Annotated in this window: 16 protein-coding genes; 9 read left to right on the top strand and 7 right to left on the bottom strand. The window is 72.8% G+C overall.

What is annotated here, in order from left to right; all coding sequences use genetic code 11:
• Positions 1-108: 108 nt before the first annotated feature.
• The 3 genes from ABZ851_RS10510 to ABZ851_RS10520 form a co-directional block, all read right to left on the bottom strand.
• On the bottom strand, positions 109-861 hold the full coding sequence (locus ABZ851_RS10510) for an amino acid ABC transporter ATP-binding protein (RefSeq protein ID WP_336051209.1): 753 nt from the start codon (positions 859-861) through the stop codon (positions 109-111).
• Between the two features lie 47 nt (positions 862-908).
• A complete protein-coding gene (locus ABZ851_RS10515) occupies positions 909-1,853 on the bottom strand; it encodes an amino acid ABC transporter permease (RefSeq protein WP_336051112.1) in 945 nt (314 codons plus the stop codon).
• Positions 1,854-1,915: 62 nt separating this feature from the next.
• A complete protein-coding gene (locus ABZ851_RS10520; RefSeq protein WP_361124645.1) occupies positions 1,916-2,890 on the bottom strand; it encodes an ABC transporter substrate-binding protein in 975 nt (324 codons plus the stop codon).
• Positions 2,891-3,429: 539 nt separating this feature from the next.
• Between ABZ851_RS10520 and ABZ851_RS10525 the strand changes: the two genes are divergently transcribed.
• From ABZ851_RS10525 to ABZ851_RS10545, 5 genes are all read left to right on the top strand, one after another.
• On the top strand, positions 3,430-4,653 hold the full coding sequence (locus ABZ851_RS10525; RefSeq protein ID WP_361124647.1) for an NADP-dependent malic enzyme: 1,224 nt from the start codon (positions 3,430-3,432) through the stop codon (positions 4,651-4,653).
• Positions 4,654-4,914: 261 nt separating this feature from the next.
• Positions 4,915-5,877 (top strand): zinc-binding dehydrogenase, encoded by a 963-nt coding sequence (locus ABZ851_RS10530; RefSeq protein ID WP_361124648.1) that lies wholly within the window; start codon positions 4,915-4,917, stop codon positions 5,875-5,877.
• 188 nt (positions 5,878-6,065) lie between these two features.
• On the top strand, positions 6,066-6,713 hold the full coding sequence (locus ABZ851_RS10535) for a HutD family protein (protein WP_361124650.1): 648 nt from the start codon (positions 6,066-6,068) through the stop codon (positions 6,711-6,713).
• A 112-nt stretch (positions 6,714-6,825) separates the two neighbouring features.
• Entirely contained in the window at positions 6,826-7,035 is a 210-nt protein-coding gene (locus tag ABZ851_RS10540) for a helix-turn-helix domain-containing protein (protein ID WP_361124652.1), read from the top strand.
• A complete protein-coding gene (locus tag ABZ851_RS10545) occupies positions 7,035-7,598 on the top strand; it encodes a Clp protease N-terminal domain-containing protein (protein ID WP_361124654.1) in 564 nt (187 codons plus the stop codon). Before ABZ851_RS10540 ends, ABZ851_RS10545 begins: the two co-directional genes overlap by 1 nt.
• Positions 7,599-7,719: 121 nt before the next feature.
• Here the strand turns inward: ABZ851_RS10545 and ABZ851_RS10550 are convergent, their stop codons facing one another.
• Complete coding sequence (locus tag ABZ851_RS10550; RefSeq protein ID WP_361124656.1) at positions 7,720-8,601, bottom strand: hypothetical protein; 882 nt, start codon at positions 8,599-8,601, stop codon at positions 7,720-7,722.
• A 408-nt stretch (positions 8,602-9,009) separates the two neighbouring features.
• On the opposite strand from ABZ851_RS10550, the gene ABZ851_RS10555 reads away from it, so the two are divergent.
• Positions 9,010-10,155 (top strand): serine hydrolase domain-containing protein, encoded by a 1,146-nt coding sequence (locus ABZ851_RS10555; RefSeq protein ID WP_361124658.1) that lies wholly within the window; start codon positions 9,010-9,012, stop codon positions 10,153-10,155.
• Between the two features lie 226 nt (positions 10,156-10,381).
• On the opposite strand, the gene ABZ851_RS10560 is transcribed toward ABZ851_RS10555, so the two are convergent.
• Together ABZ851_RS10560 and ABZ851_RS10565 are read right to left on the bottom strand one after the other, a co-directional pair.
• On the bottom strand, positions 10,382-11,587 hold the full coding sequence (locus tag ABZ851_RS10560) for a helix-turn-helix transcriptional regulator (RefSeq protein WP_361124660.1): 1,206 nt from the start codon (positions 11,585-11,587) through the stop codon (positions 10,382-10,384).
• 2 nt (positions 11,588-11,589) lie between these two features.
• Positions 11,590-12,510 (bottom strand): DUF4097 family beta strand repeat-containing protein, encoded by a 921-nt coding sequence (locus ABZ851_RS10565; protein ID WP_361124662.1) that lies wholly within the window; start codon positions 12,508-12,510, stop codon positions 11,590-11,592.
• 272 nt (positions 12,511-12,782) lie between these two features.
• Between ABZ851_RS10565 and ABZ851_RS10570 the strand changes: the two genes are divergently transcribed.
• Positions 12,783-13,214, top strand: coding sequence for a hypothetical protein (locus ABZ851_RS10570; RefSeq protein ID WP_361124664.1), 432 nt, complete (start codon positions 12,783-12,785; stop codon positions 13,212-13,214).
• A 150-nt stretch (positions 13,215-13,364) separates the two neighbouring features.
• Here ABZ851_RS10570 and ABZ851_RS10575 read toward each other — a convergent pair whose 3' ends face one another.
• Entirely contained in the window at positions 13,365-13,547 is a 183-nt protein-coding gene (locus ABZ851_RS10575; RefSeq protein WP_088799957.1) for a DUF6104 family protein, read from the bottom strand.
• A gap of 154 nt (positions 13,548-13,701) precedes the next feature.
• Between ABZ851_RS10575 and ABZ851_RS10580 the strand changes: the two genes are divergently transcribed.
• Positions 13,702-14,130, top strand: a complete 429-nt coding sequence (locus ABZ851_RS10580) for a CU044_2847 family protein (protein WP_361124666.1) — start codon at positions 13,702-13,704, stop codon at positions 14,128-14,130.
• Positions 14,130-16,505 (top strand): trypsin-like peptidase domain-containing protein, encoded by a 2,376-nt coding sequence (locus ABZ851_RS10585; RefSeq protein WP_361124668.1) that lies wholly within the window; start codon positions 14,130-14,132, stop codon positions 16,503-16,505. The genes ABZ851_RS10580 and ABZ851_RS10585 overlap by 1 nt, the downstream gene beginning before the upstream one ends.
• Positions 16,506-16,615 lie beyond the last annotated feature (110 nt).

Below are 16,615 nucleotides of genomic sequence, written 5' to 3' on the forward strand. Positions count from 1 at the left end.
AGGAAGGGCCGCGGCGGGCCTCCTCCCGGGGGAGCAGGTCTCGCCGCGGCCCGGGGAGCCCGGCACGGGCTCCTGCCGCTGCAGCACCGCCGACTACAGCACCTTCGGCTACAGCACCTTCGACAGGAACGACTTCGTCCGCTCGTGCTGCGGGTTGCCGAGCACTTCGCGCGGGTGGCCGGATTCGACCACCACCCCGTCGTCCATGAAGACCAGCGAGTCGCCGACCTCGCGGGCGAAGCCCATCTCATGGGTCACGACGACCATCGTCATCCCGTCCGCCGCCAGGTCCTTCATGACGTCCAGGACGTCACCGACCAGCTCCGGGTCCAGGGCCGAGGTCGGCTCGTCGAAGAGCATCAGCTTGGGCTCCATCGCCAGCGCGCGGGCGATGGCGACGCGCTGCTGCTGGCCGCCGGAGAGCTGCGAGGGGTAGTTCCCGGCCTTGTCGGACAGTCCGACGCGGTCCAGGAGCTTGACCGCCCGCTCCCGCGCCGCGGACTTCGACTCGCCCTTGACCTGGATCGGCGCCTCCATGATGTTCTCCACCGCGGTCATGTGCGGGAAGAGGTTGAAGCGCTGGAAGACCATGCCGATGTCGCGGCGGCGGGCGGCGACCTCCTTGTCGCGCAGCTCGTAGAGCTTGCCGTTGTGCTCGCGGTAGCCGACCAGTTCGCCGTCGACGGACAGCCGGCCGGCGTTGACCTTCTCCAGGTGGTTGATGCAGCGCAGGAACGTCGACTTGCCGGAGCCGGACGGGCCGATCAGGCAGAAGACCTCCCGGGGCGCGACCTCCAGGTCGATGCCCTTGAGGATGTGGGCCGCGCCGAAGGACTTGTGGACGCCCTCGGCCAGCACCATGGGGGCGCCGCTGGTGCCCGCGGCCTTGTTCGTGGTCAGCTTGCTGGTCATGCCGCACCTCCGGCGGAGCGGTTGAAGCCGCCGGACAGCTTCGCCTTGGCGCGCTGGAGCGGAGTGAGCGGCAGTTGGCGGCTGGCGCCGCGGGCGTAGTAACGCTCGAGGTAGTACTGGCCGATGCTCAGCACCGTGGTGGCGATCAGGTACCAGGCGGCGGCGAGGATCAGCATCTCCACGACGACGCCCGAGTCCCGGCCGACGTTCTGGGCGGCCTGGAGGAGGTCGTAGTACTGGACGGCGATCACCAGCGAGGAGGTCTTGAGCATGTTGATGACCTCGTTGCCGGTCGGCGGCACGATCACCCGCATCGCCTGCGGCACGATGATCCGGCGCAGCGTCTTGGCGTGGCTCATGCCCAGCGCGTGCGCCGCCTCGGTCTGGCCCTCGTCGACGGCGTTGAGGCCGGCCCGGCAGATCTCCGCCATGTACGCCGCCTCGTTGAGCCCGAGGCCCAGCAGCGCGCACAGGAACGGGGTCATGAAGTCCGACCACTCGTCCTTGTAGATCGGCATGATGTCGATGTACTGGAAGACGAGGCCCAGGTTGAACCAGAGGAACAGCTGGACGTAGACCGGCGTACCGCGGAAGAACCAGACGTAGAACCACGCCACCGTCGAGGTGACCGGGTTCTTGGACTGGCGCATCACGGCCAGGATCACGCCGCCCACGATGCCGATGATCATCGAGAGCACGGTGATCAGCAGGGTGTTGCGCAGGCCCTTGAGGATGTCCGCGTTGAACATGTACTGGGGGATGGCGTCCCAGTTGACGTTCCCGGCGGCGAAGGCCCGGCCGAGCAGGGCGATCAGTCCGAGGACGACGACCGCCGCCACCCAGCGGCCGTAGTGGCGGACCGGGATGGCTTTGATCGGCTCGGGCTGGGGCGGCGGAGCGTCCGCCGGCGGCTGGGCCGACTTGTCGACGTCAACTGACACGGGTGTTGCCTTTCAGCATTCGGCGGGAGGTGCGCGGAGCGGAGGGGTGGGCGTGCGGCGGCTCAGGAGCCGCCATTGAGCTGCACCTTCTTGACCGCGGCATCCTTGACGTCCCACTTGTCCAGGACCTTGGCGTACGAGCCGTTCTTGATCGCGAGTTCCAGCGCGGCCCGCAGCGCGTCACGCAGCTGCTCCTTGCCCTTGGGGACCGCGATGCCGTACGGGGCCGCCTTGAGCGGCGCGCCGCCGACCATCTGGAAATCCTTGCCGTGACCCGAGACCTTCACCGCATACGCCGCGACCGGGTAGTCGCTGGAGACGGCGTCCACACCGGCGGTGCGCAGCCGGGTCTGGGCCTCGGAGTCGTTGTCGAAGGCCTCGATCGAGATCGGCTGCTCGCCGTTCTTCTCACAGGCCTTCGACTTGTCCTTGGCCAGGTCGTGCGAGACCGTGCCGCGCTGCACCGCGAGCTTCTTGCCGCACAGCGTCTCCCAGCCGTCGATGCCCTTGGTCTTGCCCTTCTGGGTGTAGAGCGACACACCGACGTTGAGGTAGTCGATGAAGTCGACACCCTGGCCGATCTTCTTGCCGGTGTTGCTGTCGATGCCCTCCTGGCGCTCCTTGGTGTCCGTCATCGCCGACATCGCGATGTCGTAGCGCTTGGACTTCAGGCCGCCCATGAGGGTGTCGAAGGTGGCGTTGTTGAAGTTGAGCTTGATGCCCAGCTCCTTGCTCATCGCCTCCGCGAGATCCGGGTCGATGCCCTCGATCGCGCCGTTGGAGCGGAACTCCACCGGCTTGTACGTGATGTCCGAGCCCACCTGGAGCATGGCCTTTTCCTGAACATCCTTGGGCAGCTTCTTGAACAGCGGCGCATTGACGTCGCGGTTCTTCTTCGCCTCGCGCTTGGCGATGGCCGCGTCCGTCTGGTCGCCGCAGGCGCTGAGCAGCAGCAGCGAGGCGGCGACCGCGGCCGCCGCGGCCACGGCCGTGCGAGACCTGCCGGCGGCCGTGCGACGGGTGGTGCTTGCGGTCATGCTGAGCCTCCTGCGAATGGAGAAGCCGACGGGGAAGCCGACGTGACAAAGGGCCGGGGGCACACCGTCGAGCGTCGCGACCTCGGTTGGTGACGGAATCCTGCCATCCGTGCTCCGCTATTCGGACTGTCGTGATGGTCAAAATCGGATAACGGACGGGGAAGGCAAGGTGACGCCCTTGTGGCGCAAGGGGAACCGCCGCTTCCGCTGAGGGCGGGCCTCCCCGCCCCGTTCCCGGCGTCTCGGGATCCGGACCGGAGGGGGATGACTCTTCTGCGTTTTTTGTGTATTTCGCGGTTATTGTCGGAACTCTGAACTCGAGGGTAAGGAATCTGACTCGTCGGGGCCCGCGCCCGTCGGGTAGAAAGGTTGGTTACACCCCTCATCCGGGGCTCAGGGCGCGTGTGCGGCGCGCCCGGCGTCCGAAAACCTCCCCGCGCGGCGGTCATCCGCCGTGCAGGGCGCGGACGCGGTGCCCGCCCACCCCTCAACCAGGGGTGGCCACCCTCAACAGAATTTCGATTAAAGGGGTACGACAAGTGGCAGCGGAGATCGTCAATCCTCGCAGCGACAGCAATACCGGCGCGGGCGCGGGCAGTGCGCCCGACGATGCTTTCGACCCGGCCTTCGCCCTGCATCGCGGCGGCAAGATGGCCATCCAGGCGACCGTGCCGGTCCGCGACAAGGACGACCTGTCCCTCGCGTACACGCCGGGCGTCGCCAAGGTGTGCAGCGCCATCGCCGACCAGCCCGAGCTCGTCCACGACTACACCTGGAAGTCCCAGGTCGTCGCCGTGGTCACGGACGGCACCGCGGTGCTGGGACTGGGCGACATCGGCCCGGAGGCCTCGCTCCCCGTGATGGAGGGCAAGGCCATCCTCTTCAAGCAGTTCGGCGGCGTCGACGCGGTGCCGATCGCGCTCGGCACCACGGACACCGACGAGATCATCGAGACCGTCGTCCGGATGGCCCCGTCCTTCGGCGGGGTCAACCTGGAGGACATCTCGGCGCCGCGGTGCTTCGAGATCGAGCGCCGGCTCCAGGAGCGGCTGGACATCCCGGTCTTCCACGACGACCAGCACGGCACCGCCGTGGTCACGCTGGCCGCGCTGCGCAACGCCGCCAAGCTCACCGACCGCTCGCTCGGCCAGCTGCGGGCGGTCATCTCGGGCGCCGGTGCGGCAGGCGTCGCCATCGCCAAGATCCTCATCGAGGCGGGCATCGGCGACGTCGCGGTCTGCGACCGCAAGGGCGTGGTCGCAACCGGCCGCGGCGACCTCACGGACGTCAAGCGCGAGGTGGCCGGCTTCACCAACAAGGGCCGGCTGACCGGGTCGCTGGAGGACGCGCTGGACGGCGCCGATGTCTTCATCGGGGTCTCCGGTGGCACGGTGCCGGAGGAGGCGGTGGCCAAGATGGCGAAGGACTCGTTGATCTTCGCGATGGCCAACCCGACCCCGGAGATCCACCCGGAGGTCGCGCACAAGTACGCGGCCGTGGTCGCCACCGGCCGCAGCGACTACCCCAACCAGATCAACAACGTGCTGGCCTTCCCGGGCATCTTCGCCGGAGCCATGCAGGTGCGGGCCACCCGGATCACCGAGGGCATGAAGCTCGCCGCCGCCGAGGCCCTGGCCGCCGTCGTCGCCGACGAGCTCAGCGCCGAGCGGGTCATCCCCTCGCCGTTCGACGAGCGGGTCGCACCGGCCGTCAGCGCCGCCGTCGCGGCCGCCGCCCGCGCCGAGGGCGTGGCCCGTCGCTGACCGCGCCGCCACCGGAGTCATCCGCCCACGGGCCGGGCCCGCACCTGTATGAGGTGCGGGCCCGGCCCGTTGTGGTGACGCGGCACGGGAGGCGCGGCGTAACACGGGGGACGCCCCCTCGACTCGACTTGACTCGACTCGGCACGGCGCCGCGGCGAGGCACGGGCGGCGCGGCGCGACCCGGGGGAGGGGACGGCGGCGCGGCGCGTGTCACACCCCTGTGCGGTACCGCAGCGACCTGCCGCGGCCTACGTTGGGATCATGTTTGCTGCCTATGCCGCCCGCATCGACCGTGACCAGCCGCTGAACGGCCTCGAATTGGGGGAGCGGCCGGCCCCTGACGTACGCCCCGGCTGGACGACCGTCAACGTCAAGGCCGCCTCCCTCAACCACCACGACCTGTGGTCGCTGCGCGGGGTGGGGATCACCGAGGACAGCCTGCCGATGATCCTCGGCTGCGACGCCGCCGGAGTGGACGCGGACGGCAACGAGGTCGTCCTGCACTCCGTCATCGGGCAGACCGGCCACGGAGTCGGCGCCAAGGAGAAGCCCTCCATCCTCACCGAGCGCTACCAGGGCACCTTCGCCGAGCAGGTCACCGTCCCCTCCTGGAACGTGCTGCCCAAGCCGAAGGAGCTGTCCTTCGAGGAGGCGGCCTGTCTGCCGACCGCCTGGCTGACCGCGTACCGGATGCTGTTCACCAACGCGGGCGTACGGCCCGGGGACAGCGTCCTGGTGCAGGGCGCGGGCGGCGGCGTGGCGACCGCCGCCATCGTGCTGGGCGCCGCCGCGGGGCTGCGGGTCTTCGCCACCAGCCGGGACGAGGGCAAGCGCAAGCGCGCGCTGGAGCTGGGCGCCGAGGCGGTGTTCGCGTCCGGCGAGCGGCTGCCGCAGCGGGTGGACGCGGTGATCGAGACGGTCGGCGCCGCCACCTGGTCGCACTCCGTCAAGTCGCTGCGCCCCGGCGGCAGTCTGGTCATCTCGGGCGCCACCAGCGGCTTCACCCCCAAGAGCGGCGAGCTCAACCGGATCTTCTTCCTGGAGCTGAAGATCGTCGGCTCCACGATGGGCAGCAAGGAGGAGCTGGCATCGCTGCTCAGCTTCTGCGCGGCCAAGGGCATCCGGCCGGTCATCGATTCGACGCTGCCGCTGGACCGGGCGCGTGAGGGGTTCACGAAGATGGCGGAGGGCGAGCTGTTCGGCAAGATCGTGCTGACGGTGTGACGTCTGGCGCGCGGTCCCTTCGCCGGCCGACGTGAGGTCGACGGTTTTTCGGCCGCCCACGTGATGCCGACGATTTTGGTGGCCGACGTGATGCCGACGTCCCTTCGGTGCGTGGCGTGAGGTCGTGCCGTCGTGCCGTCGTGAAGTCGTGAAGTCGTGAAGTCCCTTCGGCGAGGAGGCCGGGAAGAGTGCGGATCCTGCGGGCGGAGGGGCGCGCCGCCGCGCCGTGGAGCAACGGCGGCGGGGTGACCCGGGAGGTCGCCGTCCAGCCGCCGGGCTCCGGCTGGGACACCTTCGCCTGGCGGGTCAGCCTGGCGGACGTCACCCGGGACGGTCCGTACTCGCCGCTGCCCGGTGTCCGGCGGGTCCTCACCGTCGTCGACGGCGCCGGGCTGGAACTGACGGTGGACGGCACCACGCACCTCCTCCCGGAGCGCTACCGCCCGTTCGCCTTCCCCGGCGGTGCCGCCACCGACTCCCGGCTGCTGGACGGCCACCCCGTCGTCAACCTCAATGTGATGCTCCGGGAGGGGCGGGCGGCGGCGACGGTGGAGATGGTGCGGGGGAGCCGGAGGGTGTGGCCGGCCGGCGACGGCGCCGCCGACGGCGGCCGTGACCCCGACCATGACCCCGACCATGACCGGGGTCCCGACGAGGTCATGGTGGTGGCGGTCGAGGGGCGCACCCGGCTCGGGCCACCCGGCGCCCATGAGGCGCGGCTGGAGCGGTTCGACGCGGCGCTGCTGACGGCACCGGACGCGGCCGCCGCGGCGCTGTGGACGGACGGGACCGCGGCGGTGATCGCCTTGTCCGTGACCGCACCTGGTCGCTCTTAGCGCTTTCACGCCCCTGGGGCTGCCCGTTCCTTGCCGGCCGCCCGGCGTCAGTGCTTTCCGTACGTGTCAACGAAGGTTGACACTCCCCTCGTGTCAACGTAAATTGACAGCCATGACCGATGCAACGGACCTTGCCGAGCGGGCCGGTGACCGGGATCCCCGGGTCGGGCTCCGCGCCGTGGCCACGCTCCGCCGGCTGCTGGAACAGCTCGAAGCCGTGCAGGTGCGCAGCGCCCGCGCGAAGGGCTGGTCGTGGCAGGAGATCGCGGCGGAGCTGGGTGTCAGCAGGCAGGCAGTGCACAAGAAGCACGGGAGGCGCTGATGTTCGAGAAATTCACGGCCGACGCACGCGCGGTGGTGCGCGGCGCCGCGGAACAGGCGGACCGTACGGGCAGCGGCACGGTCGGCGAACCGGAGCTGCTGCTCGCGCTGCTGGAGCGCACGGACTCGCCGGCCGCCGGGGTGCTCGCGGCGCTCGGTGTCCACGCGCGGCGGGAGTCGGTGGTGGACGCCCTCGCGGCGGTACGCCGGCGCGGAGGGGTCTCCCCGGCCGACGCGGCGGCGCTGGCCGGGCTCGGGATCGATATCGACGAGGTCGTGACGCGGGTGGAACAGGCACACGGGGTGGGCGCACTGGCCGGAGGCGGGCGGGCCGGGCGCCGGAAGCGGACGCGCCGGCCGTTCACCGCGGAGGCGAAGTCCGTGCTGGAGCGTGCCCTGCGGATCGCCGTCGGACGCGGCGAGCGGTACCTCGGTGACGAGCATCTGCTGATGGCGCTGACCGCCAGGCCCGGACCGGCCGCGGCGGTGCTCGCCGATCACGGGGCGACCTACGGTGCGGTGCTGCGGGCGCTGGAGGAGGAGCGGGGACGGCGCGCGAGTTGAGGGAGCACGCGCGCTACGGGCCACTCGCATGTCACGGGCCATACGCGTGTCACGGGCTACACGGGTTTCACGGGCTACACGCGTGCCACGGGCCGCGCACGTGCCACGGCCGGCCCCCGCCCTACGGGTAGCCCACCTTCACCGTCCCGATGCCCAGCGTGCCGTGCCGGGGCAGGTAGCCGGCCTCGGACAGTGCGCCCAGGACGGGGTGGAGCAGCTGGGCCAGTCGTTCGGCGCGGGAGTGGCCCAGCGCCCGCCACGGGCCGGCCGCCAGGCGGTCCGTGGTGCGCTCGATCGCCTCGCGTTCCTTGCGGGCGCGCTCGGTCGCGGTGCCGTCCGGTGCGATCCAGCCGCGGGCGGCGAGGCGGTGCCGGGCATCGCTCCACTCCTGTGCGCTCCAGCCGCGGCCCGTGAAGCCGGCGGTCGGCGCGGCGCCGATCGCGGCGAACGACACCAGGGCCTCGCAGGGGTCGAGTCCGCAGGTCAGCAGGGCCGCCAGATGGCCGTCGCCGCGGTGTTCGCGCAGTACCGTCGCGGCCTGCCAGAGCGCCAGATGTGGTGCGTCCGGCCACGGCAGATCGCGGTTGGCGGCGGCCAGCGGGCGGGCGGCGCAGCCGGCGTTCTCGGCGGCCTGGCGGGCGAGCCGGGCCGCCTCGGCGAGCTGTGCGGTGCTCAGCCGGCCGTCGGTCAGCGCCGTCAGCGCACGGTCCATGGCCAGCAGCCGCGCGTCCAGCACCTTGGCCGGGTCCGCGACGGTCCAGATCCGCGGGAGGTACCGGGCGATCATCCGCGGGCTGAAGGTGTAGTACGTCGCCGCCACCAGCTCGGGCCCGGCGGCGCCCAGCGGAGCCGTGCGCCAGGCGAAATAGCTGGGCCAGCGGGAGGACATGTCATGGCCGAGGTCGGCGGCGACCTGGCGGGCCTCGGGGGCGAAGTACAGCGTGGCGTGCAGGGGCTCCAGCAGGTGCCACATCCGGCGGGCGACCGAAAGGTATTCCGACATCGCTTTACCTCATGGCCTTCACGATGCGTGCGCAGACAGGGAGTGGTCCGTGGTCGGGAACACGGCCACCGGTCCGCGGAAGCGGGCAGCTGGGGCTCCCTGGAGCCCGGCACCGGACGGAAAGCCGTGCGAAGTAGTGAGTTCCCCGATTACGTGGCGTGAATCCAGAGCGTGGATGGCAACTGTGTGTAGTTGATGGTTGGTTGGGGGCTTCGGTTTCGGCCGCCTCCCGGTCCTCGCCTGGCCGCCCGGCCGCCGCCCGGTCCTTGCCCGGCCGCCGTGGCACTTGCGCCGGCCGGGTGCCCCCGTGCGCCGGATATTCGATCGAGTCCGGGCGGCGCCCATGCGTAGGGTGACCCGGCCGACGGCCCGCGGGGGGTCGCTGCGCTTGGGGAGAGGGAGCGCGGGATGCCGTACCGAGGATGGGCCGACGAGGGATACGGGGCCTTCGCGGACGAATTCGCCCGGAACTTCGCCGAGCGCGGTGAACTCGGCGCCGCCGCTGCCGTGTTCGTGGGCGGGCGCAAGGTCGTGGACCTGTGGGGCGGTGTCGCCGATGACCGGACCGGGCGGGAGTGGCAGGAGGACACCGTCCTTCCCGTCATGTCCCTCGCCAAGTCCGTCGTCAGCTTCCTGGCCCATCTGCTGTCGCAGGAAGGGAAGCTGGATCTCGACGCCCCGGTGGCCGCCTACTGGCCGGAGTTCGCCCGCCACGGCAAGGAGGGGATCACCACCCGGATGGTGCTCGCCCACACCGCCGGAATCCCCCTCGCCGAGCGGGAGTTGACGTTCGAGGAGCTGGCCGCCTGGACGCCGGTGATCCGTGCCCTGGAGGAACAGAAGCCGCTCTGGGAGCCCGGTACCGCGTTCGAGTACCACGCCCATGCCTTCGGCTTCGTCGTCGGCGAGGTGATCCGGCGCCTCACCGGCCGTACGCCCGGCCGCTACTTCCGGGCGGTCATCGGTGACCCCCTGGGGCTGCGTACCTGGATCGGTATGCCGCAGGAAGAGGTTCCGCGGCTGGCCCGCCTCGCCGAGGCGGAGGGGCGGGCCCCGTTGCCGAGCGCCGATCTGCTGCCCATGCGGGCCGTAACGATGAACGGCGCCCTGCCCTTCCCCGGGCTCGACGATCCGCACGGCTACAACTCGCCGGCCCTGCTGACCGCCGAATTCCCCGGTGCGGGCGCGGTGTCGTCGGCGCGCGGTCTGGCGGCCCTGTACGCGGCGGTCGCCACCGGCCTGGACGGCGGGCCGCGGCTGTTGTCCGAAGGAACGGTCACCGACGCGGTCACCCAGATGTCGGGCGGGCCTTCGTTCTCCGGCTTCCCGGACCTCGGCGCACGCTGGGGGACCGGCGTCCTCCTCGACTCGGCGTTCCGCCGGCTGCTCGGTCCGCGCTCCTTCGCCCACAGCGGGGCGGGCGGCCAATTCGCCTTCGGGGACGACGAGTTCGGGGTCGGCTTCGCCTACACCGCCAACCGGATGGGCGGCCCTGGTGACGAGCGGGCCGAACGGCTCATCGGGGCGCTGCGGGGGTGCGTCGGGGCTGAGTGAAGGGCCGCCCCGCCGCGTGCCGGGGCCCCGGGCCCCCGGCCGCCCGGCCCCGTGGACGTGGTGGGGCGGGCGCGCACCGGATGTGCGCCCGCCCCGGCCGCTCGGTGTCCCGGCTCGGTGTCCCGGGCTCGGTGTCCCCAGCCGTTCGGTGACCCCGGCCGCCGAGTCATCCCGGCGGTGACGTCCCGATGCGGCCGTGGGCCGGCCCGGTCCTGACCGGCCCGTCTCAGTCGTCCCGGTCCGTCGGGGAGCCGTACTGCTCCGGATGACGCAGGAGCGCGCCGATGTGGGCGGCGGCCGTCGACAGCCGGCGGCGGGACTCCTTCAGCTGTCCGGCCGTCACGCCGTGATCGCGCGCCGCGTCCCGCAGATCGTCGCGGAAACGGTCCAGCAGCCGGTCGAAGTCGCGGGCGGGGTCGTCGCCGGCCGGTTCCTTCGCCCACTCCGGGGCTTCCGGGGCCGGCGGAGCCCCGGCCGCCGGGCCCTCCTCGGGTTTCTCCTCGGGCCTCTCCTCGGGCAGGTCGACGCGCTCGACCGTCACCCGGGTCCCGCTGTCCGCGTCCGCCCGTCCGTTCCCGTGCGGCTCGCCGCCCGGGCCGGCCTCGCGTGGCTCCTCGCCCCGCCCGGCGCCCGACTGGGCGCCGGTGAAGCGCCCGACCTCGCGGGAGACCTCGGACAGCGCCTCGCGCAGCGCCCCCGACCAGTCGCCGGACCGCACCGCCTCCTGGGCCTGGTCCTGTACGCGCTTGATGACCCGCTGGACCTCCTCGCGCGCGAACACCTGGGCGTCCCTGGCTTGCTTACGGGCCCGCTGGGCGTCCTGCCTGGCGCGCCGGCTCTCCTCCTTGGCCCGCCGGGCCTGCTCCTTCCACTCCTCCTTGGCGCGCCGGAACTCCTCCTTCGCCTGCCGCCAGGACTCCTTGTCGCCGAACGCGGCGTCGAAGTAGTCGGCGGCCTCCGGGAAGGGGCGGCCGGCCGTGCCCTGCGTGGCGTCCGCCGCCCCGCCGCCGTTCCGTCCGGCCTTCCCCGCGCCTCCCGCGTCCTTGCGGGCCTGCTGGGCGGCCTCCCGGATCTCGCGGCGCAGATCCCGCGCCGAACCGCTGACGTCCTCCCGGATGTCGGAGGCCAGGGCGGCGACCGACTCCCGTATCTCCAGTTCGAGATCGGCCAACTCGCCGCCGCGGTCGGCGAGTTCGGCGCGTCCGGCATCGGTGATCGAGTAGACCTTGCGGCCGCCCTCGGTCGCATGGATCACCAAACCCTCGGCCTCCAGCTTGGCCAGCCGCGGGTAGACCGTGCCGGCGGAGGGGGCGTAGAGGCCCTGGAAGCGCTCCTCCAGAAGGCGGATGATCTCGTAGCCGTGCCGCGGCGCCTCGTCGAGCAGCTTGAGGAGGTAGAGGCGCAGGCGGCCATGGGCAAAGACGGGGGGCATGCTCAGAGCACCTTCTTCCCGGCGGGCGGGCCGGTGGGGGAATCGTCGTGCGAACGGGGGGAGGGGGCGCCGGGCCGGCTGTCCTCGTCCGCCGGGGAGGGGCGGCGCAGCAGGGCCAGACCGCCGGAGACGGTGGTGACCTTGAGTGTGCCGGTGCCCGCGCCGAGCGAGCCGGTGACCTTCTTCGCGCCCCACTGGCCGCTGACCCGCAGGCCGTCGAAGGCGTTGGAGACGGTGCCGCTCGTGGTGTTGGCCTCGACCTTGGCGTCGGCCGGGTCGGGCAGCCGGATGGCGACCTCCCCGGAGACCGTCGTCAAGGCGATGTCGGCGCCCTGCCCGGGGTCCAGATCGAGGACCATGTCACCGCTGACGGAGTCGGCGTGCACCGCCCCGCCCGCCCCGTCGATGACCGTCAGATCCCCCGAGACGGAGTGGAAACGCAGATCGCCGGTGACCGACTGCGCCTCGACATTGCCGGAGACCGTGTCGGCCCGCACCCCGCCGGTCAGCCCGACGAGGGTGCTGTCGCCGCAGACGCCGCGGACGTCCGTGCGTCCCGAGATGCCGGAAACCACCGCGCAGGCGCCGACCGTGCCGACCTCGACGCGGGTGCCGGCCGGCACGGTCACCGAGACCACCGCGCTGCGGTTCCACCCCTTGCGGTCGAGGAACTTCAAGAAGCCCTTCCAGGGGAGGTCCTCGTAGGCGACCGACAGGGTGCCGCTTCGGTACGAGACGGTCAGGGGCGGGCCGTGCACCTCGCCGATCTCCACGCGGGCCGGGCCGTCGTCGGTGGTGCCGACGACGTTGACGGTGCCGTTGACCACGCGCACGGTCAAGGCGTCGACGGGTTCGGTGACCTCCAGCGTGCGTGGTGAGGTCACCTGCGTCGGTTGGTGCGACCACTCGGTCCCGGCTGACATGCCTGCCTCCCCTTGATCCGTGGCAACGCAACATATCGCGTCTACGCAAGACACGATATATCGCGGCCGGGGGAAGTCAAGTGCCTCGTTCGAGGGCGACGTCCGGAGGCGTCCGGAGGATGTCCGGAGAGCGTCGGGAGGCGTCCGGAGCGGCCCCCTTCGTGGCGTCCTTGATCATCAAGGTGCGGAAGAGGGGAACCGCGTGGTGCCGTGGCGGAGTCCTCAGTGGTGTCACTTGATGTCGTGGCGTATGCCATGAAGGAGTCGAACACGTGCGTAAAACAACGGGGTTGCTCTCGGTTCTGGTGCTCGGTGCCGCGGTGGCCGGGCCGGTCGCGTCGGCACACGCCGCGCCCGCCGCCGCTTCCGTCACCGCCGCCGCGAGCTGCCACAGCCTGGTCGTCAAGGCGAACTCGGCGAACAACAAGGCGCTGTCGGCCGACGGTGCCCACAGCTACAAGAGGGCCATCGGCTACAACCAGGCGACCCAGGGGTACGCCGTCCAGGGGCAGGGGGCCTGCCGGCACGCCCGGCACGCGGAGCAGATCCGGGACGCGCTCCGCGGCGCCCAGCAAGGGGCGAGGAGGGCCGAGCTGAACAACAAGAGGGCCTACTACGAGCACGACCCGCGGGCCGGGCGGGCGGCGTTCAACGATGAGGAAGACGTGAAGGTGCGGATGCGCGACGCGCTCCGCTACGTCTGATCCAGGCCCGTTCGTCCACGGCCCGCCGCCCGCGCGGCGGTGGGCCGTACGCGGCGCGCGGGAGCCCCGCACCAAGGGGCGGCACCCGCCGCGTGGGCCGGTGCCGGTGCCGGCCCCTGCCACGCCGTCCGCGGGGCAGGGACCGGCCCGCTACTCGTCCTCGTCCTCGTCGTCCAGCCGGGCCAGCCACGTGGCCAGCCGCTCCACCGGCACCTCGAAGTCCGGGTTCAGGTCGACGAACGTCCGCAGCTGGTCGGCCACCCACCCGAGGGAGACCTCCTCCTCGCCGCGCCGGCTCTCCAGCTCTTCGATGCCACGGTCAGTGAAATACACGCGCTCTCCACCAGGGGTCATGGGTCATTCCCGGCCAGGATAGGCAGGCTCATGGACCTCTCGCGCCACAGGCGCCCGAAGGCTAGCCTGATCACCTTGTCAACGGTCCCGCGGTGATCGGGGAATTGCCGCCCACGGGGAGCAGGAGGCCGTGATGCACGAGCGCGCGCAGCGCATCGAACTGCCCGACGGTACGGCAGTCTGGGCCCGGGTCTCCCGGCTCGATGCCCCGGGGCTCGACGGGCCGGACGACCTGGACGGGGCCGACGGCGAATTCGAGGACGTCGGCGCCTGGGACGCCCTCGGCGCCCGCGTCGAGGGACTGCGCGAGGTGGTCGGCGGGGTCGCCGCCAGCGTCCGCCAGGCCACCGAACGGGTCGCGCCGCACGAGACCAGTGTGACCTTCGGCGTGGAGCTGTCGGCCAAGCCGGGCAAGGCCGTCGCCCTGCTCGCGGACGGCGAGGCGAAGGCCAACCTCTCGGTCACGCTCACCTGGCGCCGCGCGGACGAGGCGCCGCCGGCGGCACAGCCGCACGGGGGGCCCGCGGCCGGCCGCCGGGAGCCGGATGATGCGAGCCGCTGATGACGACTTCCGAGGGCCAGGCCGCCGGCCGCGGTGACCGTGCCCACTACGCACAGCTCCTCGGCCACGCCGGACGCGCCACCGTCGCCCTGCGCCCCGCCCCGGGCGCGACCGCGGGACGGCCGTGGGGCAGCGGGGTGCTGATCGCCCCGGGATGGGTGCTGACCTGTGCCCATGTGCTCGCGGCGGGCGACGGGCGGCGCCGTTGCACGGGCCCGGACGGCGTCTTCGGGGTCGCGTTCGGCGGCCGGGTGGTGCCCGCGCGGCTGGCGTACGACCTGAGCCGGCCCGACCCGGCGGCCGGGCCCGCCGCCGCCCGCGCCGATCTCGCGCTGGTCCGGCTGCTCGACCCGGAGACCGAGCACCCCTGCGCCTGGCTCAGCGATCAGCCGGCGACGCTCCTGGAGGACGCCTATATCTTCCGCGGCCACGACGCGTCGGGCGCGGGTGCCGACGGAGGCACCGACGGAGGCACCGGCGTCGACGGAGGGGCCGTCGCCGACCGTGGCCCCGTCGCCGGCCGAGGCCGCGGTACGGGCGCAGGCCCCGGCGCGGGCGGGGGCGCACGGGCGCGCGGGGGAGACGCCGCGCGGGACGGATGCGGCACACGGGGGAGGGCAGCGGAAGACGGCCACGGCGGGCGGGAGCCGGGCGGGGATCGTGCCCCCCGCGCCCCCCGGGTGCCGCGGGCCGGGCGCCGTGCGCCCGCCGATCCCGCGACCCCGCACGCCCCCCGTGTCCCCGCCGCACCGACCACCCCCGTCGACCCCTTCATCGCCGTCCGCTTCGGTGCCCGGGACGCCCGGGGGCTGCAGTTCGGCAGCGATGTACGGGTCACCCCCGGCGCCTCCGGCGGGCCGCTGATCGACTGTGACCGCGGCGAGGTGGTCGGCATCGTCAAGGGCCGCCACCAGCAGGACCACGTCGGGCTCGCGGTGCCGGTCACCGCGCTGCGCGGGCTCGGGCCCGAACACCTGGTCCCGGGTGCCGAGGGCCTGGGACCCGACCCGTACCACGCGCTGATGAGCCTGCACGACCGCTGGCACTGGGCCGGTCAGGAACTCGGCCGCGCCGCCGGACCGACCTGGTTCGACGCCCAGCACGCGATCATGTCGGGCCGGGGCCGCCTGTGGGGCGTACAGGAGCGGCTGCAGGCGCTGGACCTGCTCGCCCGGCTCCCCGCGCCGCGCGATCCGCTGCTCGTGGAGGCCGCGGTCGGCGAGGTGCTGGACCGCGGGGACCGGCCCGGGGCCTGGGCGCTGCGTACCTGGCGGGACGGCCACGGCGCGCTCTACCAGGGCAGCGACCCGTACACGGAGCTGCGCGCCTTTGTGCACTACCTGCGGATCGTGGCCCAGTTGACCGCCGACGAGGTGCGGGACGTACCGGGCGAACAGGCCGCCGAGGTACGCGGACAGGCGCTCCGCCTCGCGGAGTTCGTCCAGGCAAAGGCGGTGGTGCTGCAGCCCCAGGACCGCCGCAGGATAGGGCCGGTACGCCGCCGCCCGCGCTCCGTACTCGTCGAGTTCGAGCCGCTGTTCTACGACGAGGGCGGACCGGAGCTCTTCAACTGGTCGGTCAGCGAGGGCTACGGCCAGGGGCAGTGGCTGCGGGTGGACGTCCAGGAGCCGGCCGGCGGGGTGCCGTTCGAGCAGGCGCGGGAGCAGGTGCTGCGGCGGCTCGGCGGGCGGCTGCTGCGGGCCGACGGGGACGCCGGGCCGGGCGCCCGGGTACGCCTGGAGGTCGCCGTCCCCGAGGGCCACTGGCACACCGCCGCCGGTCAGTGGGAGGTCGCCGCCTCGACCCGGCGCACCGCCCGGCTGCGGCCGGTGGGCCCGGGGCGCGCCGTGATCCTGCGGGACCAGGGGCGGCGCGAGCAGGTCGACCCGGCCTGGCTGCGCCGCTGGCAGGGCCTGGCCGCCGCCCCTGAACTGCAGGCGCTGCGCGTTGCGCCGCACCAGGGCGGCGGCGGGGCGCGCGGCTCCGAGGAGGCGGTCTGGCGGCTGCTGGAGACGGCCGCCGAGGGGGCGCTGCCCGCCCTGTGCCATACGGTCGCCGACGGCTTCGGGCGCGACGCGGTCGGCGCCGTCCTGGACACCGGCTTCCCGGCCGGGCTGTGGCCGGCCGGCGGCCACGGCGAGGAGCGGGGCTGCGATGCCGGATGCGAGGAATTCCACCGCGGAGTACGGGAGTTGCTGCAGGGTTCGGGCGGGCTGGCCCGGCTCCCCGAGCTGGTCAGGCAACTGCGCGCCAAGGCCGCCGGCGCCGCCGAGGAGGGCATGCACTGGGCCGGCGACCTGGTGCTCCTCTACGACGACCCGGAGGACCCGATCCCGCCGCTCTTCACGGACCGCCCCCAGCTGTCCCCGCAATGAACGGGGTACGGAGCCGCCCTCCCCCACGGAGCCGCCCCCTCGCTCGTCCGGGCGCCGCGCACGCCCCCCTGCGCCTCGCACGCGCCCGGTGCCCGCCTCTGCCGCGTCCG

Origin of the sequence: Streptomyces sp. NPDC047049, from assembly GCF_040643995.1 — a bacterium.
Lineage (GTDB): Bacteria > Actinomycetota > Actinomycetes > Streptomycetales > Streptomycetaceae > Streptomyces > Streptomyces mooreae.